Annotated in this window: 25 protein-coding genes; 18 read left to right on the plus strand and 7 right to left on the minus strand. The window is 60.9% G+C overall.

The window, feature by feature from the left end; genetic code table 11:
• The first annotated feature begins 150 nt into the window (after positions 1-150).
• On the plus strand, positions 151-789 hold the full coding sequence (locus ACZRMO_RS07085) for a peroxiredoxin (protein WP_463972359.1): 639 nt from the start codon (positions 151-153) through the stop codon (positions 787-789).
• A gap of 120 nt (positions 790-909) precedes the next feature.
• Here the strand turns inward: ACZRMO_RS07085 and ACZRMO_RS07090 are convergent, their stop codons facing one another.
• Positions 910-1,107 carry a hypothetical protein gene (locus ACZRMO_RS07090; protein ID WP_463972360.1) on the minus strand — a complete coding sequence of 66 codons (198 nt, stop codon included), beginning with the start codon at positions 1,105-1,107 and terminating at the stop codon, positions 910-912.
• On the opposite strand from ACZRMO_RS07090, the gene ssuE reads away from it, so the two are divergent.
• From ssuE to ACZRMO_RS07120, 6 genes are all read left to right on the plus strand, one after another.
• Positions 1,106-1,699, plus strand: a complete 594-nt coding sequence (gene ssuE / locus ACZRMO_RS07095; protein WP_124526829.1) for an NADPH-dependent FMN reductase — start codon at positions 1,106-1,108, stop codon at positions 1,697-1,699. The genes ACZRMO_RS07090 and ssuE overlap by 2 nt on opposite strands.
• Positions 1,700-1,794: 95 nt before the next feature.
• Complete coding sequence (locus ACZRMO_RS07100) at positions 1,795-2,763, plus strand: sulfonate ABC transporter substrate-binding protein (RefSeq protein ID WP_124526828.1); 969 nt, start codon at positions 1,795-1,797, stop codon at positions 2,761-2,763.
• 25 nt (positions 2,764-2,788) lie between these two features.
• Positions 2,789-3,937: an FMNH2-dependent alkanesulfonate monooxygenase gene (ssuD, locus tag ACZRMO_RS07105; RefSeq protein WP_463972361.1), complete on the plus strand. Its 1,149-nt coding sequence runs from the start codon at positions 2,789-2,791 to the stop codon at positions 3,935-3,937.
• Positions 3,938-3,945: 8 nt separating this feature from the next.
• The gene (gene ssuC, locus ACZRMO_RS07110) at positions 3,946-4,734 is read left to right on the plus strand and encodes an aliphatic sulfonate ABC transporter permease SsuC (RefSeq protein ID WP_017739045.1); all 789 of its coding nucleotides are present in this window, start codon (positions 3,946-3,948) and stop codon (positions 4,732-4,734) included.
• Complete coding sequence (gene ssuB, locus ACZRMO_RS07115; RefSeq protein ID WP_124526827.1) at positions 4,731-5,537, plus strand: aliphatic sulfonates ABC transporter ATP-binding protein; 807 nt, start codon at positions 4,731-4,733, stop codon at positions 5,535-5,537. The genes ssuC and ssuB overlap by 4 nt, the downstream gene beginning before the upstream one ends.
• 28 nt (positions 5,538-5,565) lie before the next feature.
• Positions 5,566-5,781, plus strand: a complete 216-nt coding sequence (locus ACZRMO_RS07120; protein ID WP_003213899.1) for a TOBE domain-containing protein — start codon at positions 5,566-5,568, stop codon at positions 5,779-5,781.
• A gap of 130 nt (positions 5,782-5,911) precedes the next feature.
• On the opposite strand, the gene ACZRMO_RS07125 is transcribed toward ACZRMO_RS07120, so the two are convergent.
• Both ACZRMO_RS07125 and ACZRMO_RS07130 read right to left on the minus strand, forming a co-directional pair.
• Complete coding sequence (locus tag ACZRMO_RS07125) at positions 5,912-6,541, minus strand: TetR/AcrR family transcriptional regulator (protein WP_463972362.1); 630 nt, start codon at positions 6,539-6,541, stop codon at positions 5,912-5,914.
• 202 nt (positions 6,542-6,743) lie between these two features.
• Complete coding sequence (locus tag ACZRMO_RS07130; protein ID WP_026137087.1) at positions 6,744-8,120, minus strand: glutamine synthetase family protein; 1,377 nt, start codon at positions 8,118-8,120, stop codon at positions 6,744-6,746.
• Between the two features lie 278 nt (positions 8,121-8,398).
• Between ACZRMO_RS07130 and ACZRMO_RS07135 the strand changes: the two genes are divergently transcribed.
• From ACZRMO_RS07135 to ACZRMO_RS07170, 8 genes are all read left to right on the plus strand, one after another.
• Entirely contained in the window at positions 8,399-9,178 is a 780-nt protein-coding gene (locus ACZRMO_RS07135) for a gamma-glutamyl-gamma-aminobutyrate hydrolase family protein (RefSeq protein ID WP_463972363.1), read from the plus strand.
• A 39-nt stretch (positions 9,179-9,217) separates the two neighbouring features.
• Positions 9,218-10,576, plus strand: coding sequence for a glutamine synthetase family protein (locus ACZRMO_RS07140; RefSeq protein ID WP_185709770.1), 1,359 nt, complete (start codon positions 9,218-9,220; stop codon positions 10,574-10,576).
• A 58-nt stretch (positions 10,577-10,634) separates the two neighbouring features.
• A complete protein-coding gene (locus tag ACZRMO_RS07145; protein WP_463972364.1) occupies positions 10,635-11,999 on the plus strand; it encodes an aspartate aminotransferase family protein in 1,365 nt (454 codons plus the stop codon).
• A gap of 196 nt (positions 12,000-12,195) precedes the next feature.
• Positions 12,196-13,290 carry a polyamine ABC transporter substrate-binding protein gene (locus ACZRMO_RS07150; protein WP_463972493.1) on the plus strand — a complete coding sequence of 365 codons (1,095 nt, stop codon included), beginning with the start codon at positions 12,196-12,198 and terminating at the stop codon, positions 13,288-13,290.
• A 233-nt stretch (positions 13,291-13,523) separates the two neighbouring features.
• On the plus strand, positions 13,524-14,618 hold the full coding sequence (locus ACZRMO_RS07155) for a polyamine ABC transporter substrate-binding protein (protein ID WP_463972365.1): 1,095 nt from the start codon (positions 13,524-13,526) through the stop codon (positions 14,616-14,618).
• 64 nt (positions 14,619-14,682) lie between these two features.
• The gene (locus ACZRMO_RS07160; RefSeq protein ID WP_003176776.1) at positions 14,683-15,825 is read left to right on the plus strand and encodes an ABC transporter ATP-binding protein; all 1,143 of its coding nucleotides are present in this window, start codon (positions 14,683-14,685) and stop codon (positions 15,823-15,825) included.
• Positions 15,822-16,742, plus strand: a complete 921-nt coding sequence (locus ACZRMO_RS07165; RefSeq protein WP_032884234.1) for an ABC transporter permease subunit — start codon at positions 15,822-15,824, stop codon at positions 16,740-16,742. Before ACZRMO_RS07160 ends, ACZRMO_RS07165 begins: the two co-directional genes overlap by 4 nt.
• Positions 16,739-17,623: an ABC transporter permease subunit gene (locus ACZRMO_RS07170; protein WP_124526823.1), complete on the plus strand. Its 885-nt coding sequence runs from the start codon at positions 16,739-16,741 to the stop codon at positions 17,621-17,623. Before ACZRMO_RS07165 ends, ACZRMO_RS07170 begins: the two co-directional genes overlap by 4 nt.
• Positions 17,624-17,762: 139 nt before the next feature.
• Here the strand turns inward: ACZRMO_RS07170 and ACZRMO_RS07175 are convergent, their stop codons facing one another.
• Entirely contained in the window at positions 17,763-18,401 is a 639-nt protein-coding gene (locus ACZRMO_RS07175; RefSeq protein ID WP_463972366.1) for an HD domain-containing protein, read from the minus strand.
• A 267-nt stretch (positions 18,402-18,668) separates the two neighbouring features.
• Between ACZRMO_RS07175 and ACZRMO_RS07180 the strand changes: the two genes are divergently transcribed.
• A complete protein-coding gene (locus tag ACZRMO_RS07180; RefSeq protein WP_463972367.1) occupies positions 18,669-19,634 on the plus strand; it encodes a GlxA family transcriptional regulator in 966 nt (321 codons plus the stop codon).
• Between the two features lie 128 nt (positions 19,635-19,762).
• Here ACZRMO_RS07180 and ACZRMO_RS07185 read toward each other — a convergent pair whose 3' ends face one another.
• Both ACZRMO_RS07185 and ACZRMO_RS07190 read right to left on the minus strand, forming a co-directional pair.
• Positions 19,763-22,117, minus strand: coding sequence for a penicillin acylase family protein (locus ACZRMO_RS07185; protein ID WP_463972368.1), 2,355 nt, complete (start codon positions 22,115-22,117; stop codon positions 19,763-19,765).
• A gap of 30 nt (positions 22,118-22,147) precedes the next feature.
• Positions 22,148-22,723, minus strand: coding sequence for a DUF6436 domain-containing protein (locus ACZRMO_RS07190; protein ID WP_463972369.1), 576 nt, complete (start codon positions 22,721-22,723; stop codon positions 22,148-22,150).
• Positions 22,724-22,821: 98 nt separating this feature from the next.
• Between ACZRMO_RS07190 and bipL the strand changes: the two genes are divergently transcribed.
• Positions 22,822-23,745: a phospholipase BipL gene (bipL, locus tag ACZRMO_RS07195; protein ID WP_463972370.1), complete on the plus strand. Its 924-nt coding sequence runs from the start codon at positions 22,822-22,824 to the stop codon at positions 23,743-23,745.
• Between the two features lie 120 nt (positions 23,746-23,865).
• On the opposite strand, the gene ACZRMO_RS07200 is transcribed toward bipL, so the two are convergent.
• The gene (locus tag ACZRMO_RS07200) at positions 23,866-24,618 is read right to left on the minus strand and encodes a DUF2059 domain-containing protein (protein WP_463972371.1); all 753 of its coding nucleotides are present in this window, start codon (positions 24,616-24,618) and stop codon (positions 23,866-23,868) included.
• Between the two features lie 132 nt (positions 24,619-24,750).
• Between ACZRMO_RS07200 and ACZRMO_RS07205 the strand changes: the two genes are divergently transcribed.
• A complete protein-coding gene (locus tag ACZRMO_RS07205) occupies positions 24,751-25,383 on the plus strand; it encodes a 2OG-Fe(II) oxygenase (protein ID WP_463972494.1) in 633 nt (210 codons plus the stop codon).

A 25,383-nucleotide genomic window follows, 5' to 3' on the forward strand; every position in this document is an offset into this window, starting at 1 on the left:
GAAGCGGATGGTGCTCCTCGCCCGTTGTGGCGTCCAATGAACAGATTTTTAATATTCCTTTATCGTCTAGATAAATCGATATTTATTCTTTTTAAATAATCCGCAACCCATGCACAGTAGGCTCCATAAGCACTCACCAGGAGCCACACCATGAGCCTAAGACTGGGCGACATCGCCCCCGACTTCGAACAGGATTCCAGCGCCGGCAAGATTCGTTTCCACGAATGGCTGGGCGATAGCTGGGGCGTGCTGTTTTCCCATCCGGCGGACTTCACCCCGGTGTGCACCACTGAGCTGGGCTTTACCGCCAAGCTCAAGGACGAGTTCGCCAAGCGCGGCGTCAAGGCCATCGCCCTGTCCGTCGACCCGGTGGATTCGCACCATAAGTGGATCGAAGACATCAACGAAACCCAGAACACTACCGTCAACTTCCCGATCCTGGCCGATGCCGATCGCAAAGTGTCGGACCTGTACGACCTGATCCACCCGAACGCCAGTGACACCCTCACCGTGCGTTCCCTGTTCGTGATCGATCCGAACAAGAAGATCCGCCTGACCATTACCTACCCGGCGAGCACCGGGCGTAACTTCCATGAAATCCTGCGGGTCATCGACTCGTTGCAGCTGACCGACAACTACAAAGTCGCCACGCCGGCCAACTGGCAGGAGGGTGATGAAGTGGTGATCGTGCCGTCGCTCAAGGATGAGGACGAGATCAAGAAGCGCTTTCCGAAGGGTTACCGTGCAGTGAAGCCTTACCTGCGCCTGACCCCACAACCCAACCGCTAACGCAGAACCAATGTGGGAGCGGGCTTGCTCGCGAATGCGGTCTGTCAGGCACAGATGTGTTGTCTGACCCACCGCTTTCGCGAGCAAGCCCGCTCCCACATTTAGATCGCATTTCAAGGCTCACAATGCAGGGGTTTTCAGGCCGTTTTCACGGCCTTTTTTTTCGCCCGGCGTTTCATAAATCCCATATGCATTTAAAGAATAAACACATGAAAAAATAAGATTTAAAGATATATAAATCTGCTGATATGGTCTGTCCCATCTTGGCGCCATCGCCACACAGCGAACCGCCGGCACTAGCTCAAGGAATTCCTGCATGTTGGTCGTAACACTTGGAGGCAGTCCCAGCCAGCGTTCCCGCTCCGGGGTCTTGCTGGAAAAAACCCGTCAGTGGCTACAAGACAAAGGCGTGGAAGTGGTGAGTTACCAGATACGGGACTTCCCGGCTGAAGACTTGCTGCACGCCCGCTTCGACAGCCCCAAGGTCATCGACCTGTTGCAGCAAGTCGCCAACGCCGACGGCCTGGTGATCGCTACGCCGGTGTACAAGGCGTCGTTCTCCGGCGCGCTCAAGACCGTACTCGACCTGCTGCCCGAACGTGCCCTGGCCCACAAGATCGTATTGCCAATGGCCACGGGCGGCAGTATCGCCCACATGCTCGCGGTGGATTACGCCTTGAAGCCGGTGCTGTCGGCTCTCAAGGCCCAGGAGTTGCTCCACGGCATCTTTGCCGAAGACAGCCAGATCGCCTACGCCGAAGGCAGCGCCCAGGCACAGTTGGTGCCGGTGCTCGAACACCGTTTGCACGAAGCCCTGGAAACGCTTTACGGCGCCATGGCCCGCCGCCCGAAACCGCTGGACCCCCATGTGTTGAATGAACGTTTGTTGAGTGCTCGCTGGAGCATTTAAGCCACATCGAAACCTGGAAGTACTCACCTTACTCAGCCGCCAACGGCCAAGCAGGTGCAGCCAACCCCCTAAACGCATTATTTGGAGAGAGCGCCATGCGCACTGTCATCTTGCGTCGTGGTCTGGTCGCACTGTTTGCTGCGGCTGTGTCCTTCGGCGCCATTGTTCAAGCCCAAGCCGCCGAAACCCTGCGGATCGGTTATCAGAAATACGGCACGCTGGTGCTGCTCAAAGCCAAGGGCACCTTGGAAAAACGCCTGGCTGCCCAAGGCGTGAACGTGCAGTGGACCGAGTTCCCTGGCGGCCCGCAATTGCTCGAAGGCCTGAACGTCGGCTCCATCGACTTTGGCGTCACCGGCGAAACCCCACCGGTGTTTGCCCAGGCGGCTGGCGCTGACCTGCTCTACGTCGCCTACGAGCCGCCTGCGCCGACCAGCGAAGCGATCCTGGTGCCGAAAGACTCGCCGATCAAATCGGTGGCCGAGCTCAAGGGCAAGAAAATCGTGCTCAACAAAGGCTCCAACGTGCACTACCTGCTGGTACGTGCGCTGGAAGATGCCGGCCTCAAATACACCGACGTGCAGACCGTCTTCCTGCCGCCCGCCGATGCCCGCGCCGCGTTCGAACGTGGCAGCGTAGATGCCTGGGTGATCTGGGACCCGTACCAGGCCGCCGCCGAGAAACAACTGCAAGCGCGCACCCTGCGTGATGGCACTGGCATCGCCGACAACCATCAGTTCTACCTGGCTACCAAGCCCTATGCCGAAAAACACCCGGAAGTGGTCAAGGCCCTGATCGAAGAAGTGCGCGCCGTGGGCGAATGGTCCAAGGCCAACCCGCAGGAAGTCACCGATCAAGTCGCACCGCTGCTCGGCCTGCCGGCTGACATCACCCTGACCTCGGTGAAACGCCAAGGCTACGGCGCGCTGTTCCTGACCCCGGCCGTGGTCGCCGCCCAGCAGAAAATCGCCGACACCTTCTACCAACTCAAATTGATCCCGAAACCCTTGAGCATCAAGGACGTGATCTGGACGCCACCCGCCGCCGTTGCCAAAGCGCCGTAATCCGACTACTTCAGGAGACAACTCCATGAGCCTCAATATTTTCTGGTTCCTGCCTACCCACGGCGACGGCCATTACCTTGGCACCGCCGAAGGCGCTCGCGCCGTTGATCACGGTTATTTGCAGCAAGTGGCCCAGGCCGCTGATCGCCTGGGCTTCGGCGGGGTGCTGATCCCCACCGGGCGCTCCTGCGAGGATTCGTGGCTGGTGGCGGCGTCGCTGATCCCGGTGACCCAGCGTCTGAAATTCCTGGTTGCCCTGCGCCCCGGGATCATTTCCCCGACGGTGGCCGCGCGTCAGGCCGCGACCCTCGACCGCCTGTCTGGCGGGCGTGCGTTGTTCAACCTGGTCACCGGCGGTGACCCGGAAGAACTGGCGGGCGATGGCTTGTTCCTCAGCCACGAAGAGCGCTATCAGGCCTCCGTGGAATTCACCCGCATCTGGCGCCGCGTGCTGGAAGGCGAAACCGTGGATTACGACGGCGAGCACATCAGCGTCAAAGGCGCCAAGTTGCTCTACCCGCCGATCCAGCAACCGCGTCCGCCGCTGTACTTCGGCGGTTCTTCCGAAGCGGCCCAGGACCTGGCGGCTGAACAGGTGGAAATGGTGCTGACCTGGGGCGAGCCGCCAGCGGCCGTCGCAGAAAAAATCGCCCAGGTACGGGCCAAGGCCGAGAACCTCGGACGCACCCTGCGTTTCGGTATCCGCTTGCATGTGATCGTGCGCGAAACCAACGAAGAGGCGTGGCAAGCCGCCGACAAACTGATCTCCCACGTGGACGACGACACTATCGCCCGCGCCCAGGCCTCGCTGTCGCGCTTCGACTCCGTGGGCCAGCAGCGCATGGCCGCCTTGCACGGCGGCAGCCGCGACAACCTCGAAGTCAGCCCCAACCTGTGGGCCGGCGTCGGCCTGGTGCGTGGCGGTGCCGGCACCGCGCTGGTGGGCGATGGCCCAACCGTGGCGACGCGGGTGAATGAATACGCGGCGCTGGGCATCGACACCTTTATCTTCTCCGGTTATCCGCACCTGGAAGAGTCGTACCGCGTCGCCGAGTTGCTGTTCCCCCACTTGGATATCGAACGTCCCGAGCTGCCCAAGGGCGCCGGGTATGTGAGCCCGTTCGGCGAGATGGTCGCCAACGACATCCTTCCCAAAGCTGCGTCGGCGAGCTGAGGCAGCCCATGAACTATGAAAAATTGAGCCATCGTGTGGCGCCTTGGGTGCTGCCGATTCTGTTGCTGGCGATCTGGCAGTTGTCGGTGTCGGCCGGTTGGTTGTCCACGCGCATTCTGCCGGCGCCGAGTGCCGTGATTGCCGCCGGGGTGCACCTGGTGGCCAGCGGCGAGATCTGGACGCACCTGGCCATCAGTGGCTGGCGCGCGGGCCTGGGTTTTGTGATTGGCGGCAGCATCGGCCTGGCCCTGGGCTTTATCACCGGCCTGTCGAAGTGGGGCGAGCGCCTGCTGGACAGCTCGGTGCAGATGATCCGCAACGTGCCGCACCTGGCACTGATTCCGCTGGTGATCCTGTGGTTCGGCATTGACGAGACGGCGAAGATTTTCCTGGTCGCCCTGGGCACGCTGTTCCCGATCTACCTGAACACCTACCACGGTATCCGCAACGTCGACCCGGCGTTGGTGGAGATGTCGCGCAGCTACGGCTTGTCCGGCTTCAGCCTGTTCCGCCAGGTGATCCTGCCGGGTGCGTTGCCGTCGATCCTGGTGGGCGTGCGCTTTGCCCTGGGCTTTATGTGGCTGACGCTGATCGTGGCGGAAACCATATCGGCCAGCTCCGGTATCGGTTACCTGGCGATGAACGCCCGGGAATTCCTGCAGACCGACGTGGTGGTGCTGGCGATTGTCATGTACGCCATCCTCGGCAAGCTCGCCGACCTCGCTGCCCGCGGCCTGGAACGTGTGTGGTTGCGCTGGCATCCGGCGTATCAAGTGAATAAAGGAGGTGCGGCATGACCGCTCAACAACCTCCGCGCCTGCTCAAGGGCATCCCGTTGGCGGTGCGCAAACTGCGCAAGGCCTTTGGTGCGCGGGAAGTGCTCAAAGAGATTGATCTGCATATTCCGGCTGGCCAGTTCGTGGCCGTGGTCGGCCGTAGCGGGTGCGGCAAAAGTACCTTGCTGCGCCTGCTCGCCGGTTTGGACAAAGCCAGCGGCGGCGAGCTGCTGGCCGGCTCCGCGCCGCTGAGCGAAGCGCTGGAAGACACGCGGTTGATGTTCCAGGAAGCGCGTCTGCTGCCGTGGAAAAAGATCATCGACAACGTCGGCCTGGGCCTCAAGGGCAACTGGCGGCCCAAGGCCTTGGAAGCCCTGGAAGCGGTGGGCCTGGCCGAGCGTGCCGATGAGTGGCCGGCGGCGTTGTCCGGTGGCCAGAAGCAACGCGTGGCTCTGGCCCGCGCCTTGATCCACCAGCCGCGCCTGCTGTTGCTCGACGAACCGTTGGGCGCACTGGATGCCCTGACCCGTATCGAGATGCAGCAACTGATCGAAAACCTCTGGCTCAAGCACGGTTTCACCGTGTTGCTGGTGACCCACGACGTCAGCGAAGCCGTGGCCATTGCCGACCGGGTGATCCTGATCGAAGACGGCGAAATCGGCCTCGACCTGCTGGTTGACCTGCCACGCCCACGGGCCCGCGGCTCGTACCGTCTGGCGGCGCTGGAAGCCGAAGTGCTCAACCGTGTGCTGTCACTGCCCGGCACGCCCCCGGAACCCGAACCTGTTTCACCGCTGCCGACGCAATTGCGTTGGGCTCAATAACTCACGCGTCCCACGAAGAGAGAACGACATGACTATTAAAGCGATCAACGTACGTAACCAGTTCAAAGGCACCATCAAGGAAATCGTCGAAGGCGACGTGCTGTCGGAAATCGATGTGCAGACGGCGTCCGGTATCGTCACTTCGGTGATCACCACCCGCTCGGTCAAAGAGCTGGAACTGGTGATTGGCAGTGAGGTGATTGCGTTTGTTAAATCGACTGAGGTGTCGATTGCCAAGTTGTGATTGGCGGCGTTCTTGAGGCCGCTTTCGCGAGCAAGCCCGCTCCCACATTCGACCGAGTTCCAAAGTTGGAATGAGGTTAAATGTGGGAGCGGGCTTGCTCGCGAAGAGGCCCGCCCAGCCACCACAAAACTCAACGCTTAGGCAGGTAAGCCGGCAAATAAAGCCCCACGTAAGCATCAAACACCCGCATCCCTTCCTCCGCCATGCGCGGCGTAATCAGCCCATGCTGATGCACCGAACGCGCATACACGCGGTCGCTCAGCTCCAGCGCCAGCGCAAACACATCCACATCGCTCGGCAGTGTCGGCACGTCAAAGTGACGGTTGAATACGGCCAGCATCAAGTCGCCTAACTCCAGATCATGCTGACGATCCGCCTGGGTCACCTCCGTCAGCCCATGCTGCGCCAGGATCAACTGGCGTGCGGCGGCGTCGTGGTCGTAGATCGTCAGCATGCGCTGTTCAACGATGTAGGAAAGGTCCCGCCAGTGCTTGAGTGAAGCATGGTCGATGGGCGCCTGAATCGCCGCGCGGAAGGCGGCGTGGACATCCGCAGTCAATGCTTCCAGCAGCGCCGGCACGCTGGCGAAAAAGTGATACACCGACGACGGCGGAATCTGCGCGCGCTCGGCCACGCTGTAGATCGACAAACTGGCCACGCCTTCGGCGGCCAGCAAGGTGCGGGCGGCGTCGAGGATCGCGTCGATCCGCGCCTGGCTGCGGGCACGGGGTTTGCGAGGCGGGGCGGGGCGGGTGGTCATGGATGTCTCCTACAAGGCAACGGGCATTGTACGCGACCTAATGATCGTTCCCACGCTCCGCGTGGGAATGCAGTCGTGACGCTCCGCGTCACAAGAGCAGACGCAGAGCGTCTTAAGAGACGTTCCCACGCAGAGCGTGGGAACGAGCATAAAAAAACGCCCCAGGCCAAAAGCCTGCGGCGTTCTTTAATGCAGCCGCCGTTTAGACGGTATGCAGGTACCAGTTGTACTCAAGGTCGGAGATGGAGTGTTCAAACTCTTCCAGCTCACTTTCCTTACAGGCGACGAAGATATCGATGTATTTAGGATCGATGTACTTGGCCATCACCTCGCTGTCATCCAGCTCACGCAATGCATCGCGCAGGTTGTTTGGCAGGCTTTGTTCGTTCTGCTCGTAGCTGTTGCCTTCCACCGGTGCGCCTGGCTCGATCTGGTTGGTCAGGCCGTGGTGCACGCCTGCCAACACCGAAGCCATCAGCAGGTACGGGTTGGCGTCGGCGCCGGCGACACGGTGTTCGATCCGTACGGCGTCGGACGAGCCGGTCGGTACGCGAATCGCCACGGTGCGGTTGTCCAGGCCCCAGCACGGCGAGTTCGGCACGTAGAACTGTGCGCCGAAACGACGGTAGGAGTTGACGTTAGGGCACAGGAACGCCATCTGGGCGGGTAGGGTCTCCAGCACACCGCCGATTGCGTGGCGCAATGCGGCGTTCTGCTCGGGATCCTCGCTGGCAAAGATGTTCTTGCCGTCCTTGTCCAGAATGGAGATGTGTACGTGCAAACCGTTGCCTGCCTGGCCTGGGTAAGGCTTGGCCATGAAGGTGGTGTCCATCTCATGGTCGTAGGCGATGTTCTTGATCAGGCGCTTGAGCAGTACCGCGTAGTCGCAGGCCTTGATCGGATCGGCGACGTGGTGCAGGTTCACTTCGAACTGCGCCGGAGCACTTTCCTTGACGATGGCGTCGGCCGGGATGCCTTGCTCTTTGGCACCTTCCAGGATGTCCTGGAGGCAGTCGACGTATTCGTCGAGGTCGTCGATCAGGTAGACCTGTGTCGAGTGCGGGCGTTTGCCGGAGATCGGCGAGCGGGGCGGTTGTGGGCGGCCGTTCACGTTCTCCTGGTCGATCAGGTAGAACTCAAGCTCGAAGGCGGCGCAGATGGTCAGACCGAGGTCGTCAAATTTGCTTACAACTTGGCGGAGCACTTCGCGCGGATCGGCGAAGAAAGGTTCACCTTCAAGTTCGTGCATGGTCATCAGCAGTTGCGCGGTTGGGCGCTTTTGCCAGGGTTCATTGCACAGGGTGTCAGGGATCGGATAACAGATTCGGTCAGCATCACCGATGTCCAGACCCAGGCCGGTGCTTTCCACCGTCGAGCCGTTGATATCCAGGGCAAATAAAGAGGCAGGCAGGTTAATGCCCTTCTCGTAAACCTTGTGGAGGCTGGTGCGTTCGATGCGCTTGCCGCGCACCACACCATTCATATCCGCAATTAGAAGGTCTACGTACAGAACCTCAGGATGATCCTTAAGGAACGCGTTCGCTTCGTTAAGCTGAACGGCACGCGGGGGTACCGACATGATGCAACACCTTTGTTGTTAAAAATATCAATCATTGATCTTTTCTGGTTTCAGTCAACCCGAACGGCATGCCGAAGTCAAGCGAGGCCTTTTTTGCCCTAAAAAAGCGCCACGAGGGCATTTTTGCGGCGTTTTGGGGCGGTTTTATCGGTTTGCAACGAGTAGGACTCGCGGGCTTGAGCGGGCCGTGTTGTATTTTTTACGGGGGTGTTGTGTAAAAAAATGAACAAGGCTAAGCTCGATTCAAACCCATAACAGCAATAATACCGGGGTGCTTCATGTCTCGCCTGCCGTTAATCGGCGTCACCGCCTGCTCCAAACAGGTCGGTCTGCATGCTTATCACATCAGTGGCGACAAATACGTCCGTGCAGTGGCCACCGCTGCCAAGGGCTTGCCATTGATCATTCCGTCCCTTGGGGATTTGCTCGAACCGGCCAATATTCTTGACGGTCTGGACGGCATTCTATTTACCGGCTCCCCTTCCAATATCGAACCCTTTCACTACGACGGTCCGGCCAGCGCGCCCGGGACTGCTCATGATTCTGCACGGGACCAAACCACGCTGCCGCTGCTGCGTGCCGCGATTGCGGCGGGCGTGCCGGTGCTGGGCATCTGCCGGGGTTTCCAGGAGATGAACGTGGCCTTTGGCGGCAGCCTGCACCAGAAGGTTCATGAAGTGCCGGGCATGATGGACCACCGCGAAGACGACACCCAGCCGCTGGCAGTCCAGTACGGCCCGGCACACGCCGTGGCGATTGCGCCGAACGGCGTATTGGCGAGCCTGGGCTTGCCGTCGACGATTCAGGTCAACTCGATCCACAGCCAGGGCGTTGACCGCCTGGCGCCCGGTTTGCAAGTCGAAGCCACCGCGCCGGATGGCTTGATCGAGGCTTTTTCTGTTACAGCGGGCAAGGCTTTTGCTTTAGGAGTGCAATGGCACCCCGAATGGCAGGTAAGCTCTAACCCGCACTATCTCGCGATCTTCCAGGCATTTGGCACCGCCTGTCGAAAGCGGGCGATGCAACGCGACGCGGATGCTGCGTCAACCAACGCCTGACCTTTAATGGATGTCAGGAAACCCAGCCCAGAGGCATTTATGAGTAACAACCTCGACCAGCTCACCGATTGGTTGAAAGACCACAAGATCACAGAAGTCGAATGCATGATTGGCGACCTCACCGGCATCACCCGGGGCAAGATCTCGCCGACCAACAAGTTCATCGCCGAAAAAGGCATGCGCCTGCCCGAGAGCGTTCTGTTGCAGACCGTGACCGGCGACTATGTCGAAGACGACATCTATTACGAATTGCTCGACCCGGCCGACATCGACATGATCTGCCGCCCCGACCAGAACGCGGTATACCTGGTGCCGTGGGCCATCGAGCCGACCGCCCAGGTGATCCACGACACCTACGACAAGCAAGGCAACCCCATCGAGTTGTCGCCGCGCAACGTGCTCAAGAAAGTCCTGCAGCTCTACGCCGACAAAGGCTGGCAGCCCATCGTGGCGCCGGAGATGGAGTTCTACCTGACCAAACGCTGCGAAGACCCGGACTTCCCGCTGCAACCGCCGATCGGCCGTTCCGGGCGTCCGGAGACCGGTCGCCAGTCCTTCTCTATAGAAGCGGCGAACGAATTCGACCCGTTGTTCGAAGACGTCTACGACTGGTGCGAATTGCAGGAGCTGGACCTCGACACCCTGATCCACGAGGACGGCACCGCGCAGATGGAAATCAACTTCCGTCACGGTGATGCGCTGTCCCTGGCCGACCAGATCCTGGTGTTCAAGCGCACCATGCGTGAAGCCGCGCTCAAGCACAACGTGGCGGCCACCTTCATGGCCAAGCCGATGACCGGCGAGCCCGGCAGCGCGATGCACCTGCACCAGAGCATCATCGACATCGCCACCGGCAAGAACGTCTTCTCCAATGAAGACGGGACCATGAGCCAACTGTTCCTCAACCACATTGGTGGCCTGCAGAAATTCATCCCGGAATTGCTGCCGCTGTTTGCCCCCAACGTGAACTCGTTCCGCCGCTTCCTGCCCGATACCTCGGCGCCGGTCAACGTGGAATGGGGCGAAGAAAACCGCACCGTCGGCCTGCGCGTACCGGATGCCGGCCCGCAGAACCGTCGTGTGGAAAACCGCCTGCCGGGCGCCGATGCCAACCCGTACCTGGCGATTGCTGCCAGCTTGTTGTGCGGCTACATCGGCATGGTCGAAGGCCATAACCCGAGCGCGCCGGTAGTCGGTCGTGGTTACGAGCGACGCAACCTGCGCCTGCCGTTGACCATCGAAGACGCCCTGGAACGCATGGAAAACAGCAAGACCATCGAGAAATACCTGGGTCAGAAATTCATCACAGGCTACGTCGCGGTCAAGCGGGCCGAGCATGAAAACTTCAAGCGCGTGATCAGTTCGTGGGAGCGGGAATTCCTGCTCTTCGCCGTCTGATGCGCCGGGCGCGCCCTTTAAACGGCGCGCCCTTCACTGAAAAGTCTAGGAGATTGGTATGTCCAGCAACAACCCGCAAACCCGTGAATGGCAAGCCTTGAGCAATGAGCACCACCTGGCGCCGTTCAGCGACTTCAAGCAATTGAAAGAGAAAGGCCCGCGCATCATTACCAAAGCCCACGGCGTTTACCTGTGGGACAGCGAAGGCAACAAGATCCTCGACGGCATGGCCGGCCTGTGGTGCGTGGCGATCGGTTACGGTCGCGATGAACTGGCTGACGCCGCCGCCAAGCAAATGAAAGAACTGCCGTACTACAACCTGTTCTTCCAGACCGCTCACCCGCCGGTACTGGAGCTGGCCAAGGCCATTTCCGACATCGCGCCTGCCGGCATGAACCATGTGTTCTTCACCGGTTCCGGCTCCGAAGGCAACGACACCATGTTGCGCATGGTCCGCCACTACTGGGCGATCAAAGGCCAGCCGAACAAGAAAACCATCATCAGCCGCAAGAATGGCTACCACGGCAGCACCGTGGCCGGCGCCAGCCTGGGCGGCATGACCTATATGCATGAGCAGGGCGACCTGCCGATCCCAGGCATCAGCCACATCGCCCAGCCGTACTGGTTTGGCGAAGGCGGCGACATGAGCCCGGAAGAATTCGGCGTGTGGGCCGCCAACCAGTTGGAAGAGAAGATCCTCGAACTGGGCGTGGACAACGTCGGTGCCTTTATTGCCGAGCCGATCCAGGGCGCCGGTGGCGTGATCGTGCCGCCCGCCAGCTACTGGCCGCGCATCAAGGAAATCCTCGCCAAGTACGACATCCTGTTTGTGGCGGACGAAGTGATCTGCGGTTTCGGCCGTACCGGTGAGTGGTTCGGTAGCGATTTCTACGACCTCAAGCCCGACATGATGACCATCGCCAAGGGCCTGACCTCGGGCTACATCCCTATGGGCGGCCTGATCGTGCGCGATGAAGTGGTGGCCGTGCTCAATGAAGGCGGTGATTTCAACCACGGCTTCACTTATTCCGGTCACCCGGTGGCCGCAGCGGTGGCCCTGGAAAACATCCGCATCATGCGCGATGAAAAAATCGTTAAGCGCGTGCACGACGAAACGGCACCGTATTTGCAGAAACGTCTGAGGGAACTGGCGGATCACCCGCTGGTGGGTGAAGTACGCGGTGTGGGCATGTTGGGCGCAATCGAGCTGGTGCAGGACAAGGCCACGCGCAAGCGCTACGAAGGCCGCGGCGCTGGCATGATCTGCCGCACGTTCTGCTTCGAAAATGGCCTGATCATGCGCGCCGTGGGCGACACCATGATCATTTCGCCACCGCTGGTGATCAGCGAAGCGGAAATCGACGAGCTGGTCACCAAGGCTCGCCAGTGCCTGGACCTGACTTTGGCGGCATTGCAGGGCTAAGTGCTAGGCTCAGGAAGCAGTGGCCCTAGGCGCTGCTTCCGGGCGGTTATAAATGTAGGGGCTTTGGTTGAAAGCCGGCCCCTGAACTTGCCAGACTGTCGCCCTGTTTTGTTGCCCTTTAGACGGGCCGCAGGACTTAGTAAGAACGTGGCCCAAAAAAGAAAAATTGGAGCATCACCAAATGAAGGCATTAGGTTTGAAGAACGCTGGCAAGACCCTCCTCGCCTTGTCCCTGATGGGCGCAATGGCGGGCGCGGCCCAGGCCGACGATAAAGTGCTGCACGTCTACAACTGGTCCGACTACATTGCACCGGACACCATTGCCAACTTTGAAAAAGAGTCGGGCATCAAAGTGGTGTACGACGTTTTTGACAGTAACGAAACCCTGGAAGCCAAGTTGCTGGCAGGCAAGTCCGGCTACGACATCGTCGTGCCGTCGAACAACTTCCTCGCCAAGCAGATCAAGGCTGGTGTTTACCAGGAGCTGGACAAGTCCAAGCTGTCCAACTACGACAACCTGAACAAGTCCCTGCTTAAAGCCGTGTCGGTCAGCGACCCGGACAACAAGCACGCCTTCCCGTACATGTGGGGTTCGATCGGCATCGGCTACAACCCGGAGAAGGTCAAGGCCGCGCTGGGCGTGGACAAGATCGACTCGTGGGACGTGCTGCTCAAGCCTGAGAACATCGCCAAGCTGAAAAGCTGCGGTGTGAGCTTCCTCGATTCGCCAACCGAAATGTTGCCAATCGCCCTGCATTACCTCGGTCTGCCGACCGACAGCCAGAAGAAACCGGACCTCAAGCAAGCCGAGGACCTGTTCCTCAAGATCCGTCCTTCGATCGGCTACTTCCACTCGTCCAAGTACATTTCCGACCTGGCCAACGGCAACATCTGCGTCGCCGTGGGTTACTCGGGTGACATCCAGCAGGCCAAGTCCCGCGCGGCTGAAGCCGGTGGCAAGGTCAAGGTGGCCTACGACATTCCGAAAGAAGGCGCCGGTAGCTTCTTCGACATGGTCGCCATCCCTAAAGATGCCGAAAACGTCGACGCCGCCTACAAGTTCATGAACTACCTGCTCAAGCCGGAAGTCATGGCTTCGATCACCAACAGCGTGCGCTTCCCGAACGGTAACGAGAAAGCCACCGCTCTGGTCGACAAAGACATCACCAGCGATCCGGGCATCTACCCGCCAGCGGACGTGCAAGCCAAGCTCTACGCGATTGCCGACCTGCCAGCGGCGACTCAGCGTGACATGACGCGCAGCTGGACCAAGATCAAGTCGGGTAAATAACCCGTAGGACCTAGCTTGTGTGGGAGCGGGCTTGCTCGCGAAGACGGTGTGTCAGCCGGTGCATGTATCAACTGATACACCGCCTTCGCGAGCAAGCCCGCTCCCACATAGGCCAGTTCCCACACATTAAATGACAGAAAGTTTTGCCGGATCGGTTTATCGAGGGTAAGTTGCGCGCCGGTTTTGTTGCCGGGCAACAACTTCAAGGCCCAACTATTTAAGAGGACCTCCACTTGCCAAGTTCTTTATTTCGCCAAGCCATGCTGGTGGGTGCAGGTATCACGCTGACGCTGAGCGTGCAGGCCGCACCGACGGTGCATATTTATAACTGGTCGGACTACATCGGCACCGACACCCTGGCCAACTTCGAAAAGGCCAGCGGCATCAAGCCCGTGTATGACGTGTTTGATTCCAACGAAACCCTGGAAGGCAAGTTGCTGGCCGGGCGCACCGGCTATGACGTGGTCGTGCCGTCCAACCACTTCCTGGGCAAGCAGATCAAGGCGGGCGCGTTCCAGAAGATCGACAAGGCGCAGTTGAGCAACTACGCCAACCTCGACCCGGCGTTGCTCAAGCGCCTGGAGAAGAACGACCCGGGCAACCAGTACGCCGTGCCGTACCTGTGGGGCACCAACGGCATCGGTTACAACGTCGATAAAGTGAAGGAAGTACTGGGCGTCGACAAGATCGACTCCTGGGCCGTGCTGTTCGAGCCGGAAAACATGAAGAAGCTGGCCACCTGTGGTGTGTCGTTCATGGATTCGGCGGATGAAATGCTGCCGGCAGTGCTCAACTACATGGGCCTGGACCCGAACAGCACCAACCCGGACGACTACAAGAAGGCCGAAGAAAAGCTGCTGAAAGTGCGGCCCTACGTGACCTATTTCCATTCTTCGAAATACATCTCCGACCTGGCCAACGGCAATATCTGCGTGGCCGCCGGGTTCTCCGGCGATGTGTTCCAGGCCAAGGCCCGCGCGGCCGAGGCTGGCAAAGGCGTGAACATCGCCTACGCGATTCCGAAAGAAGGCGGCAACCTGTGGTTTGACGTGCTGGCGATCCCCAAGGATGCCACCAACGTCGAGGAAGCCCACGCCTTCATCAACTATTTGCTGCAGCCTGAGGTGATCGCTCAGGTCAGTGATTACGTCGGTTACGCCAACCCTAATCCAGGGGCGGACAAACTGATGGAGCAATCGATACGCACCGACGAAGCGGTTTACCCACCGCAGGCGGTTCTCGACCGGACTTTCGTCAACTTCGAGCTACCCCCGAAAGTGCAGCGTTTAATGACCCGTAGCTGGACCAAGGTCAAGACGGGCAAGTAAAGCCCAAACTATCCAAGGTTCGCCTGTTTCGGGCGAACAGACATTTTTGTTGGGAGTTTCGTAAATGGCAGTTGCCTCCGGCGCCTATAAGAAAGCCCTCGAGGGCGACCAGACACCTAAGAAGGTGCTGGTCAAAATCGACCGGGTCACGAAGAAGTTCGACGAGACGATTGCCGTGGACGATGTGTCCCTGGAAATCAAGAAAGGCGAGATCTTCGCCTTGCTCGGCGGTTCGGGTTCGGGCAAATCCACCTTGCTGCGCATGCTCGCAGGTTTTGAGCGCCCGACCGAGGGCCGCATCTACCTCGACGGCGTGGACATCACCGATATGCCGCCCTACGAGCGGCCGATCAACATGATGTTCCAGTCCTACGCCTTGTTCCCGCACATGACCGTGGCGCAGAACATCGCCTTCGGCCTGCAACAGGACAAGATCCCCAAGGCCGAGGTCGATGCCCGCGTGGCCGAGATGCTCAAGCTGGTGCAGATGAGCCAGTACGCCAAGCGCAAGCCGCACCAGTTGTCCGGTGGCCAGCGCCAGCGTGTGGCCCTGGCCCGCTCCCTGGCCAAGCGCCCGAAACTGCTGCTGCTCGATGAGCCGATGGGCGCCCTCGACAAGAAGCTGCGCTCGCAAATGCAACTGGAGCTGGTGGAAATCATCGAACGCGTTGGCGTGACCTGCGTGATGGTGACCCACGACCAGGAAGAGGCCATGACCATGGCCGAGCGCATCGCGATCATGCACCTGGGCTGGATTGCCCAGATCGGCAGCCCGATCGACATCTACGAAACCCCCACCAGCCGCCTGGTGTGCGAGTTCATCGGCAACGTCAACATCTTCGACACCCAGGTGGTGGACGACGCCGAAGGCCACGCGGTGCTCAAGTGCCCGGACCTGGACCGCGACATCTACGTGGGCTACGGCATCGCCACGGCGGTGGAAGACAAGTCGGTGACCTACGCCATCCGCCCGGAAAAGCTGCTGGTCACCACCGAAATGCCGACCTGCGAGCACAACTGGTCCAGTGGCAAGGTGCACGACATCGCTTACCTCGGCGGCCACTCGGTGTTCTACGTGGAGCTGCCAAGCGGCAAGCTGGTGCAGTCCTTTGTCGCCAACGCCGAACGCCGTGGCCAGCGCCCAACCTGGGGTGACCAGGTGTACGTGTGGTGGGAAGACGACAGCGGCGTGGTACTGCGCTCATGAACACAAAAAAACTCAAGCGGCGCTTGAACCGCCTCGTCCCCAGCGGCAAGCAGGTGGTCATCGGGATTCCGTTCCTGTGGCTGTTCCTGTTCTTCGCCTTGCCGTTTTTCATCGTCCTGAAAATCAGCTTTGCCGAAGCCGACGTAGCGATCCCGCCGTACACCGAGATCTACACCTACGTTGAGCAGAAGCTGCAAGTGGTGCTGAACCTGGCGAACTACAGCTTGCTGGCGGGCGACGAGCTGTACATCGCGGCCTACCTGGGCTCGCTGAAAATGGCGTTCTTCAGCACGCTGTTGTGCCTGTTGATCGGCTACCCGATGGCCTACGCCATTGCCACCGCACGCAAAGAGATGCAGACCGTGCTGGTGCTGCTGATCATGATGCCGACCTGGACCGCGATCCTGATCCGCGTGTATGCGTGGATGGGCATCCTCAGCAACAACGGTCTGCTCAACGGTTTCCTGATGTCCATGGGGCTGATCAACGAGCCGCTGCAGATCCTCAACACCAACATCGCGGTGTATATCGGCGTGGTCTATTCGTACCTGCCGTTCATGATCCTGCCGCTGTACGCCAACCTGGTGAAGCACGATCAAAGCCTGCTGGAAGCCGCGTCCGACCTGGGGTCGAGCACTTTCAACAGCTTCTGGAAGATCACCGTGCCGCTGTCCAAGAACGGCATCATCGCCGGCTGCATGCTGGTGTTTATCCCGGTGGTGGGCGAGTTCGTGATCCCGGAACTGCTGGGCGGCCCGGAAACCCTGATGATCGGTAAGGTGTTGTGGCAAGAATTCTTCAACAACCGTGACTGGCCGGTGGCCTCTGCCCTGGCGGTGGTGATGCTGGCGATCCTGATCGTGCCGATCATTCTGTTCAACCGCAGCCAAGCCAAAGAGATGGAGGGCAAGATATGAAGCGCGTCAGTTTCTCAAGCTTCATGCTGGTGGCGGGGTTGGTGTTCATCTACCTGCCGATGCTGATCCTGGTGATCTACTCGTTCAACGAATCCAAGCTGGTGACGGTGTGGGGCGGTTGGTCGATCAAGTGGTACGTGGGCCTGCTGGACAACACCCAGTTGATGGGCTCGGTGATGCGCTCCCTGGAAATCGCCTGCTACACGGCGGTGGCGGCGGTGGCGTTGGGTACGTTGGCGGCATTCGTGCTGACCCGTATCAGCCAGTTCAAGGGCCGCACGCTGTTCGGCGGCCTGGTGACGGCGCCGTTGGTAATGCCGGAAGTGATCACCGGTCTGTCGCTGTTGCTGCTGTTCGTGGCGATGGCGCAGATGATCGGCTGGCCGCAAGAGCGTGGCATCGTCACCATCTGGATCGCCCACACCACCTTCTGCGCGGCGTATGTGGCGGTGGTGGTGTCGGCGCGTTTGCGTGAACTGGACCTGTCGATCGAAGAAGCGGCGATGGACCTCGGTGCGCGGCCGTGGAAGGTGTTCTTCCTGATCACCATCCCGATGATCGCGCCGTCGTTGGCGGCGGGCGGCATGATGTCGTTTGCGCTGTCCCTCGATGACCTGGTACTCGCCAGCTTCGTGTCGGGGCCGGGTTCGACCACCTTGCCGATGGAAGTATTCTCGGCGGTGCGCCTGGGGGTTAAACCCGAGATCAACGCCGTGGCCAGCTTGATTCTGTTGGCGGTGTCGTTGGTGACCTTCCTGGTGTGGTTCTTCAGCCGTCGTGCCGAAGAGAAACGCAAGAAAGCGATCCAGCAAGCGATTGAAGAAGCGGCGGCAGATGGCTGGCAACAGCCGGATAAGCGTAGAGCACCCGCACCGGTCTAAAGGCCGGAACGGGGTCAAAATGTGGGAGCTGGCTTGCCTGCGATAGCGGTGTATCAGTGACTGATTTGTTTACTGATACACCGCTATCGCAGGCAAGCCAGCTCCCACAGGGGTTTTGTGGTGTTGATAAGGTTGTGTTTCAGGCGGTCCAAGGGGATTTGCGGATGACTTCCACAAAATTCATCGGCCTGAACCCCGGCTCCTGATCTACCAACACATCGGTCTTCACATTCCCAAACGTAGTCTGCGGACGATGGCGCAAGCCGTCGGCAAACGCGCAGATGATGCACTCCTTGAACCCTTCACCCCGTGGATGCGCATGCACCACCGCTTCGCGCTGCACGCTGGAAAAGGCCGCATAGTCCATGCCCAGCACGTCCATCTCCACACCCGCCGTCACCAAGGCTACAGTCGGGCGCAGATGTTGTGGCACGCCCGGCGTGGTGTGCAGGGCGATGGACAACCACACCTGTTCGATATCGTCATCGCTCAGCCCGTAAGGCTTGAGGAAGGCCGCCGCTGCATTGGCGCCGTCCACTTCAAAACGCTCGTTGTCACTGCGATGGCCGGCCACCAGGCCGAGGTCGTGGAACATTGCGCCGACGTAGAGCAATTCCGGGTTGTAGGCCAGTTGCTTGCGTTCACCGCTCAACGCGCCGAACAGGAATACCCGGCGGGAGTGGTGGTAGAGCAGGTCGGATTCGACGTCGCGGATGTATTCGGTGGTGGCCTTGGCGAGGGCGCTGTCGGGGATCTGGATGCCGGCGATGGTGGTCATGGTGGTTCTCCTGTGGGAAGGCTCCAGTCTGGTCGCGCGCCTGTGGCGGGGCCATCGCCGCGAGGGCGTGATCCCGGCCAATGTGCCGTCACTTCATGCCAGAAGGGATACTCTCTTGAGGCCTGAGAAGATCAAATGTGGGAGCGGGCTTGCTCGCGAATGCGGTCTGTCAGTTAATGCATGTGTCGACTGAACAACCGCCTTCGCGAGCAAGCCCGCTCCCACAGGGGTTCTGTGTTTATCCAGTTAGAGAAGGTGTGCCTGTTCATGAGCAAAACCGTCGCCATCCTGATCTTCCCCGGCGTCCAGTCGCTGGATGTCACCGGGCCCATGGATGTGTTCTGCGAAGCCAACCGCTTTCTGGCGCCGCAGGACCATTACCAGCTGGAAGTCATCGGCCTCGCGCACGGCAACATGGCCGCCTCCAACGGCCTGTCATTGCAGGCCCACCGGCATTTCAGTGAAGCCCTGCAAGCCTACGACCTGCTGCTGGTCGCCGGTGGCCCGCAGTTGCCCTTTGAGGATTTCGGCCCGACGTTCGATGCTTGGCTGCGCGGCGCCACCGAAAGGGCACACCGCTTCGGCTCCATCTGCAACGGCACCTTCATGCTCGCCCGCGCCGGCTTGCTGGACGGCAAAACCGTCACCACCCACTGGAACGATGCCGCCGACCTGGCGCGCCTGTGCCCCACGGCCCAGGTCGAGGCTGATCGTCTCTACGTGCAGGACGGCAACCTCTACACCTCGGCGGGGGTCACGGCGGGCATCGATCTATCCCTGTATTTGCTGGCCCAGGACCATGGCCCGGAAGTCGCGCTGAGCGTGGCCAAGCGCCTGGTGGTGTTTACCCAGCGTTCGGGCGGGCAGTCGCAGTTCAGCCCATTTCTTACGCCCCACGCCGAAACCACCTCGGCGGTGGCGTTGGTGCAGCTGTATGTGTTGGCGAACCTGACTGGGGATTTGACCATCGCCGACCTGGCCAAGGCGGCCAATATGAGCGCGCGCAATTTCTCCCGGGTGTTTGCCCGTGAGGCGCGCATCACCCCGGCGGAGTTTGTCGAGCGGGCGCGGGTGGATGCGGCGCGGGTGATGCTCGAAAGCAGCCACGCACCGCTCAAGACCGTGGCCTATCAGTGCGGTTTTCGCGATGCCCAGCATATGCGCAGTGTGTTCAACCGCCGGCTTGGGGTGACGCCGCAGCAGTTCCGGCTCAACTTTGCCGCACCGATATAGCGGCGCCCCCAATCAAGTGTGGGAGCGGGCTTGCTCGCGAATGCAGTGGATCAGTCGAAACATCTGTGACTGACACACCGCATTCGCGAGCAAGCCCGCTCCCACATTTTTGACCGAGTTCCAAGCAGCTATCGGGCTGGCAGCAGTTTCAAAGTGCCACGGGTATTGGCCGTGACTTCTTCATCGGTGAAATGCGCCTGTTCGTAACCACCCTCGATATAAGTCTCCGCCTGGTCCCCATAATGCCGGTCAAACGGCACACCGCTTTGCCCCACCGGGTTGATGGTCAGGGCGTGGGCCACGTCGGCAAAGTCGATCAGGCGGCGGGTGGAGGGCCCGTAGGTCACCGGCCATGGCGCCGGGCCGATGTTCGCCGATTGGTTGTTCGGCACCTCGTGGCTGCCCGGCGCCGGAAATGGGCCGACGTTGAACACCCTGTCCAACGGCTTCTGCATGCCCAATGGATGGCCGTGGGTCAGGGTGTGGGCCTTGCCCCATTGCCACTGGCTCGGGTCATCGCCGAAGGTGCGCTTGAGGTGGGCGAGGCTGTTGTCCCAGGCGCGCTTGACGGTCTCGGCGCGCTGGCCGTTCCACCACGGTGAGTCCGGCGCTGCCGCCAGGCGCGGCAGCGCGGCGTCGATTACGCGGGTGCTGAGCAGGGTCTTGAACATGCCGTCGCCGAGCTTGGGGTGGAACGCCGCGTCGGCGAGGTTGAACAGGAACTGGTTGAACAGCGTGGCGCTGGTGGAATCCAGCGGGTAATCGCCTTTCCAGGCGGCCAGTTGTTCGACCAGCTGCAATTGCGCCGGGTCCTTGACCACCTCGCGCAGCACCGGCAACAGCGGCGCCAGCAGGCGTGGACCGAAGGCAGTGGTGGTGCCCAGTTGCAAGGCCTGGCTGTTGTTCACATCCCACTTCACGCTGTTGTCGCTCAACTGCGCGTTCAACTGCTGGCCGCGGTCGGCCAGGTTGTAATAACCGGGGATCTCCATGCCCGTGGGCGACACTGGCTGGGCATTGGCTGATACCACGTAGCCGCGCGCCGGGTTTTCTTCCTGGGGGTTGGCGCTGAACGGGTAGAAACCCAGCTTATCGGCCTGGGCCGTGCTGCCATCGAGGATAAACCCGGCGTTGACCCCGGCCGGGCGGACCGGCAACTGCGCCGCTGCCCACCAGCCGATATCGCCCTTGGCATTGGCCCACACGATGTTCAAGCCCGGCGCCGAAACCTTGGCTGCCGCCGCACGGGCCTTGGCCAGGGTGTCGGCACGGTTGAGTTGGTAGAAACCTTCGAGGATCGGGTTCTGCGTATCGAGGAACGCCCACCACATGGCAATCGGTGTCTTGCCGGCGTTGTCGCCGAGTACGTCATTGATGATCGGGCCGTGGGGCGATTGGCGCAGGGTGAGACTGACCGGCGCCTGGCCTTTGACCTTGATCTGTTGCTCAGTGCGGGTCATGTCGACCCAGGCGTCGTGATACCAGACCTGATTGGGATTGTCCGGGTTGACCTTTTCGGCGATCAGGTCGAGGTCATCGTTCTGGAACATGGTCAGGCTCCAGCCGAAGTCCAGGTTGTGCCCCAGGAACGCCACCGGCACCAGCGCGTTGTGATAGCCGTATAACTCAAAGCCCGGCGCCGACAGCTGCGCCTCGTACCACACCGACGGCACCGAGAAGCGGATATGCGGGTCGCCCGCCAGCAACGGCTTGCCACTTTTGGTGCGGTTGCCGCTGACGGCCCAGGCGTTGCTGCCCTCGAACTGCGGCAGGCCGTTGTCGGCCAGCGCCTGTTCGCTCAGGGACGCGAGGGCGCCGAGGGTCTGCCAATCGCTGGCGGCGAGGTTGAGCGCGCCCTTGGGTTGCCAGTCGAGGTCGAAGACTTTGAGGTAGTCGCTGCCCAGTTGGTCGCGTACGTAAGTCAGCAAGGGCTCGGTACGAAAGGCTGCGGCAAAGCTGTAGGCCATGTACCCGGCGACGCTGATGGTGTCTTCGGCGGTAAACGGCCGCTTGGGGATGCCCAGCACGTCGAATTCCACCGGGCTGGCATGGCTGTCCTGATATTGATTGATCCCATCCAGATAGGCTTGCAGGGCCTTCCAGTGCGCGGACTCATGGTCCAGCTGTGCGACGTAGGTGGCGGCGCGGTCGCGAATGCGCAGGCTGCGGAACAGCTTGTCGGTCTCCAGCACCTTGGGCCCGAGCACCTCGGCCAGCTCGCCACGGGCCAGGCGCCGCATGATCTCCATCTGGAACAGGCGGTCCTGGGCATGCACGAAGCCCAGGGCGCGATACAGGTCGGTCTCATTTTCGGCACGGATATGCGGCACGCCACGGTCGTCATACCGCACCGTGACCGAACCTTGCAGGTTGGCCAGCGTCACCGTGCCCTGGCGGGTCGGCTGCTTGCTGTAGAGGTACACGCCGGCGCCAACGGCGACCAACACCAGCAGAACCGCGAGAACCTGCAAGACGCGCTTCATGAACTTTCCTTAGCCAGAATGGGTAACGGACTACTGCTCTTTAGGCCACGAACAATAGCAGCCCACCGCCAGGGTGTGCGTGGCATTCACCTCGCGGCCGTCTTCCAGCGCCTGCAGGATCGGCTCGATAAAACTGTTGCTGGCGTTGCACGTCAGCCCTTCGCTGTAGGGCCCGAAATACGCGAGTTTGCCCGTGCGATCCCAGATCCCCACGGCAGGGCTGGCCGGCACCTGATCGGCGCCGGGCAGGGCGGTGAGGATTTTCATCTGGCGCAGGTTGTCGGGCAGTTGGCCGTGGCTGCCGGGTTTTTGCAGGGCATAGAACTCGACGCCCTGGGGCGCGTAGTGCTCGATCAACTCACCGAGGTGTTGCTGGTTACCGACGTTGCACGGGCAGGCCGGGTCCCAGAAGTGCACCAGGCGGATCGGACCGGGGCCGGCGAGGTCGGCCGGCAGCTTCAACGGGTCACCGGAAAACACCGCCGTGTGCTCGCTGAAGGCGCGCAGGTAGCGGCCCTGGAACCAGTCATACGCCGCCCACAGCACGCCGGCGCAGAGGACCAGGAGCAGGCTGGCGAACAGGGCGGAACGGTAGGGCGGTCGCATTCAGATGTATCCTCGAAGGTCGCGTAGCTTGCCATGCTTGTCCTGACAGATGAATATCGCAGCTCGATATTCATCCGCGCCGTAGTCTGGAAGCCTTTATGCCCGTCACCTTTGACCCCGATCATCTGCGCGAAAGCTTGCGGCCCCTGGTGGAGGCGCAAGCGCTGTCCGCCGAGGCGCGGGTCTACCAGCGTTTTTACGGGCTTGATCAGGCCGCTAGTCGCCTGGGGCGTTTCGAGGTGGCTGGGTTTCAGGTGGTTGCGCAAGTGTGGTGGCCGGCGGCGCCGGTGGCGACAGTGTTCATGTACCACGGCTTTTACGACCACATGGGGCTGTATCGCCATGTGGTGAAGTGGGCGCTGGACCAGGGCTTCGTGGTCATCGCCTGCGATCTGCCGGGGCACGGTCTATCCAGCGGCGTGCGCGCCAGCATCGATGATTTTGCGGTGTACCAACAGGTCGTACAGGCGCTGTTTGCCGAGGCGAAAGCGCTGCAACTGCCGCAACCCTGGCACCTGTTCGGGCAAAGCACCGGTGGCGCGGTGGTGGTGGATCATCTGCTCAACCATGGCGCTGACAGCCCGGCCCAGGGCAAGACGTTCCTGTTGTCGCCGCTGGTACGGCCACGGGCGTGGGGTTGGTCACAACTCAGCTATTACCTGCTGCGGCCGTTCGTCAAAGGCATCGCGCGGCGGTTCAGCGACAACACCCACGACCCGGCATTCAGGCCGTTCCTCGAAGCCGACCCGTTGCAGCCCCGCCAATTGCCCACCGCCTGGGTCGGCGCCTTGGCGCGCTGGATCAAACGCATCGAAGTCGCACCACGCAGCCCACGGCGGCCGGTGATTGTGCAAGGCGAGGAAGATATGACGGTGGACTGGCAGCACAACTTGCAGGTGCTGCGGGGTAAGTTCGATGAACCGGAGGTGTTGATGCTGGCGCGGGGGAGGCATCATTTGGCGAATGAAATTGCGGAGATTCGCGAGGAATACTTCAGTTTTCTCACGGACCAACTGAAGTAATGCAGTTCAAAATGTGGGAGCGGGCTTGCTCGCGAATACGGTGTGTCAGTCACAGATGTTTCGACTGATCCGCCGCATTCGCCAGCAAGCCCGCTCCCACATAAGCCCATTTCACATTGGTTATTGCGTCAGGCTGGAGGTGCTTTGGCCCACAGCAAGTCCGGCGCGGATCGCTGCTAATGCCGCCTGGTAATACGCCTTCCCCTCCACCGACTCCGCAAACGTGGCGAATTCTTCCAGCTCCGGGTCAGACAAATCCCGATAGACGTACAGCAACGTATTGTTCAGATCATTGCCAATCTGCTGCATCAACCGCTCACGCTGGCCATTCAACATGCCTTGCGCCTGACCGCCGCCGAGCAGGCCGGGAATCATCTGGCTCAGGCTGTCGGCCGCCACGCCGGCAATCGCCAGGCTGACTTCCGCACCGGCTTCACGGGCGGGCAACGCTTGAGCCAAGTGACCAATGATCAGGCTACGCGTAGCGTCGGCTTCGATTTTCGGCAGGCCCTGGGCGTTTTTCGCCAACTGGTCGCGGCGCGTGGCCAGCAACTCGGCGGCGACGATCTTGCGGCCCAACGGCGATTGGAAAAAGGCCAGGGCCGGTGCCGGGTCTGCCAGGTTCTTGCGCAATTGCGCTTCGGCACGTTGGTCCATGGCCTGGGCGGCGAAGCGTTTATTGCTGTTGTCCACCAGCGCCTGGTACACCGCCGGCGGCAGGCTATTGCGGTAGCGTTGCTGGGCGGCGCTGAGGGCGTCGTTGAAATGCGCACGTTGTTCGGCCCAGCCGGCGACCTTGTACAACTGGTCATGGCCGTCTGCCCAAGCGGGCAAAACGCAGAACATCAGCAAGGATAAAAACAAACGACGCATTAGGGACTCCTGTCAGTCGGCCACTATTGTCCGTGTCGGGCGTAGGATTTGTCGAGAAGTCCTATCGGTCACCTGACTAAAGTGTATTCAGACGCTCGGCGGCTCTGTCGGATTCACAGGCGTATGGATACTATGCGCGCCATGCAAATACCCTTCGATCACCCGCTGTTGCAACGTATTGTCGACGACCTCGCCGAGAAGGGCTGGTCGCGTCAGGACGGCTTCCTGCCCCAGGCTCTGACCCTGGAACTGGCGGCTGAGTGCCGTAAACGTGCAGCCGAAGGTGAATTGGCCCCGGCGGCGGTAGGACGCGGGCCAGCCCAGGAGATTCGCGAAGGCATTCGCGGTGACCACATCCAGTGGTTGGAAGAGGGCGATGCAGCCGTTTGCGGCACTTATATGGCCCTGATGGACAGCCTGCGCCTGGCGATGAACCGCAGCCTGTTCCTCGGCCTGGAAGACTTCGAAAGCCACTTCGCGATGTACCCACCGGGGGCGTTTTACCTCAAGCACCTGGACCGTTTCCGCGACGATGATCGGCGCATGGTCTCGGCGGTCATCTACTTGAACGACGCCTGGCTGCCCGAGCATGGCGGCCAGTTGCGCATGTACCTCAAGGACGCCGTCGAATACGACGTGGTGCCCACCGGTGGTTGCCTGGTGGTGTTCCTGTCCGGTGAGGTGCCCCACGAAGTCATGCCCGCCACGCGCGAACGCCTGTCCCTCACCGGCTGGTTTCGCCGGCGCGGCAACGAGCCATTTTAA

The sequence above is a fragment of the Pseudomonas sp. B611 genome, assembly GCF_055407965.1.

Coding starts and splice junctions, on each gene's coding strand:
- ACZRMO_RS07130 (WP_026137087.1), bottom strand. CDS start 8,120: ATGTCGGTACCCCCGCGTGCCGTTCAGCTTAACGAAGCGAACGCGTTC.
- ACZRMO_RS07090 (WP_463972360.1), bottom strand. CDS start 1,107: ATGCAGGAATTCCTTGAGCTAGTGCCGGCGGTTCGCTGTGTGGCGATG.
- ssuC (WP_017739045.1), top strand. CDS start 3,946: ATGAACTATGAAAAATTGAGCCATCGTGTGGCGCCTTGGGTGCTGCCG.
- ACZRMO_RS07190 (WP_463972369.1), bottom strand. CDS start 22,723: ATGCGACCGCCCTACCGTTCCGCCCTGTTCGCCAGCCTGCTCCTGGTC.
- ACZRMO_RS07120 (WP_003213899.1), top strand. CDS start 5,566: ATGACTATTAAAGCGATCAACGTACGTAACCAGTTCAAAGGCACCATC.
- ssuE (WP_124526829.1), top strand. CDS start 1,106: ATGTTGGTCGTAACACTTGGAGGCAGTCCCAGCCAGCGTTCCCGCTCC.
- ACZRMO_RS07140 (WP_185709770.1), top strand. CDS start 9,218: ATGAGTAACAACCTCGACCAGCTCACCGATTGGTTGAAAGACCACAAG.
- ACZRMO_RS07175 (WP_463972366.1), bottom strand. CDS start 18,401: ATGACCACCATCGCCGGCATCCAGATCCCCGACAGCGCCCTCGCCAAG.
- ACZRMO_RS07205 (WP_463972494.1), top strand. CDS start 24,751: ATGCGCGCCATGCAAATACCCTTCGATCACCCGCTGTTGCAACGTATT.
- ACZRMO_RS07200 (WP_463972371.1), bottom strand. CDS start 24,618: ATGCGTCGTTTGTTTTTATCCTTGCTGATGTTCTGCGTTTTGCCCGCT.
- ACZRMO_RS07185 (WP_463972368.1), bottom strand. CDS start 22,117: ATGAAGCGCGTCTTGCAGGTTCTCGCGGTTCTGCTGGTGTTGGTCGCC.
- bipL (WP_463972370.1), top strand. CDS start 22,822: ATGCCCGTCACCTTTGACCCCGATCATCTGCGCGAAAGCTTGCGGCCC.
- ACZRMO_RS07170 (WP_124526823.1), top strand. CDS start 16,739: ATGAAGCGCGTCAGTTTCTCAAGCTTCATGCTGGTGGCGGGGTTGGTG.
- ACZRMO_RS07145 (WP_463972364.1), top strand. CDS start 10,635: ATGTCCAGCAACAACCCGCAAACCCGTGAATGGCAAGCCTTGAGCAAT.
- ACZRMO_RS07165 (WP_032884234.1), top strand. CDS start 15,822: ATGAACACAAAAAAACTCAAGCGGCGCTTGAACCGCCTCGTCCCCAGC.
- ACZRMO_RS07180 (WP_463972367.1), top strand. CDS start 18,669: ATGAGCAAAACCGTCGCCATCCTGATCTTCCCCGGCGTCCAGTCGCTG.
- ACZRMO_RS07100 (WP_124526828.1), top strand. CDS start 1,795: ATGCGCACTGTCATCTTGCGTCGTGGTCTGGTCGCACTGTTTGCTGCG.
- ACZRMO_RS07085 (WP_463972359.1), top strand. CDS start 151: ATGAGCCTAAGACTGGGCGACATCGCCCCCGACTTCGAACAGGATTCC.
- ACZRMO_RS07160 (WP_003176776.1), top strand. CDS start 14,683: ATGGCAGTTGCCTCCGGCGCCTATAAGAAAGCCCTCGAGGGCGACCAG.
- ssuD (WP_463972361.1), top strand. CDS start 2,789: ATGAGCCTCAATATTTTCTGGTTCCTGCCTACCCACGGCGACGGCCAT.
- ACZRMO_RS07135 (WP_463972363.1), top strand. CDS start 8,399: ATGTCTCGCCTGCCGTTAATCGGCGTCACCGCCTGCTCCAAACAGGTC.
- ssuB (WP_124526827.1), top strand. CDS start 4,731: ATGACCGCTCAACAACCTCCGCGCCTGCTCAAGGGCATCCCGTTGGCG.
- ACZRMO_RS07125 (WP_463972362.1), bottom strand. CDS start 6,541: ATGACCACCCGCCCCGCCCCGCCTCGCAAACCCCGTGCCCGCAGCCAG.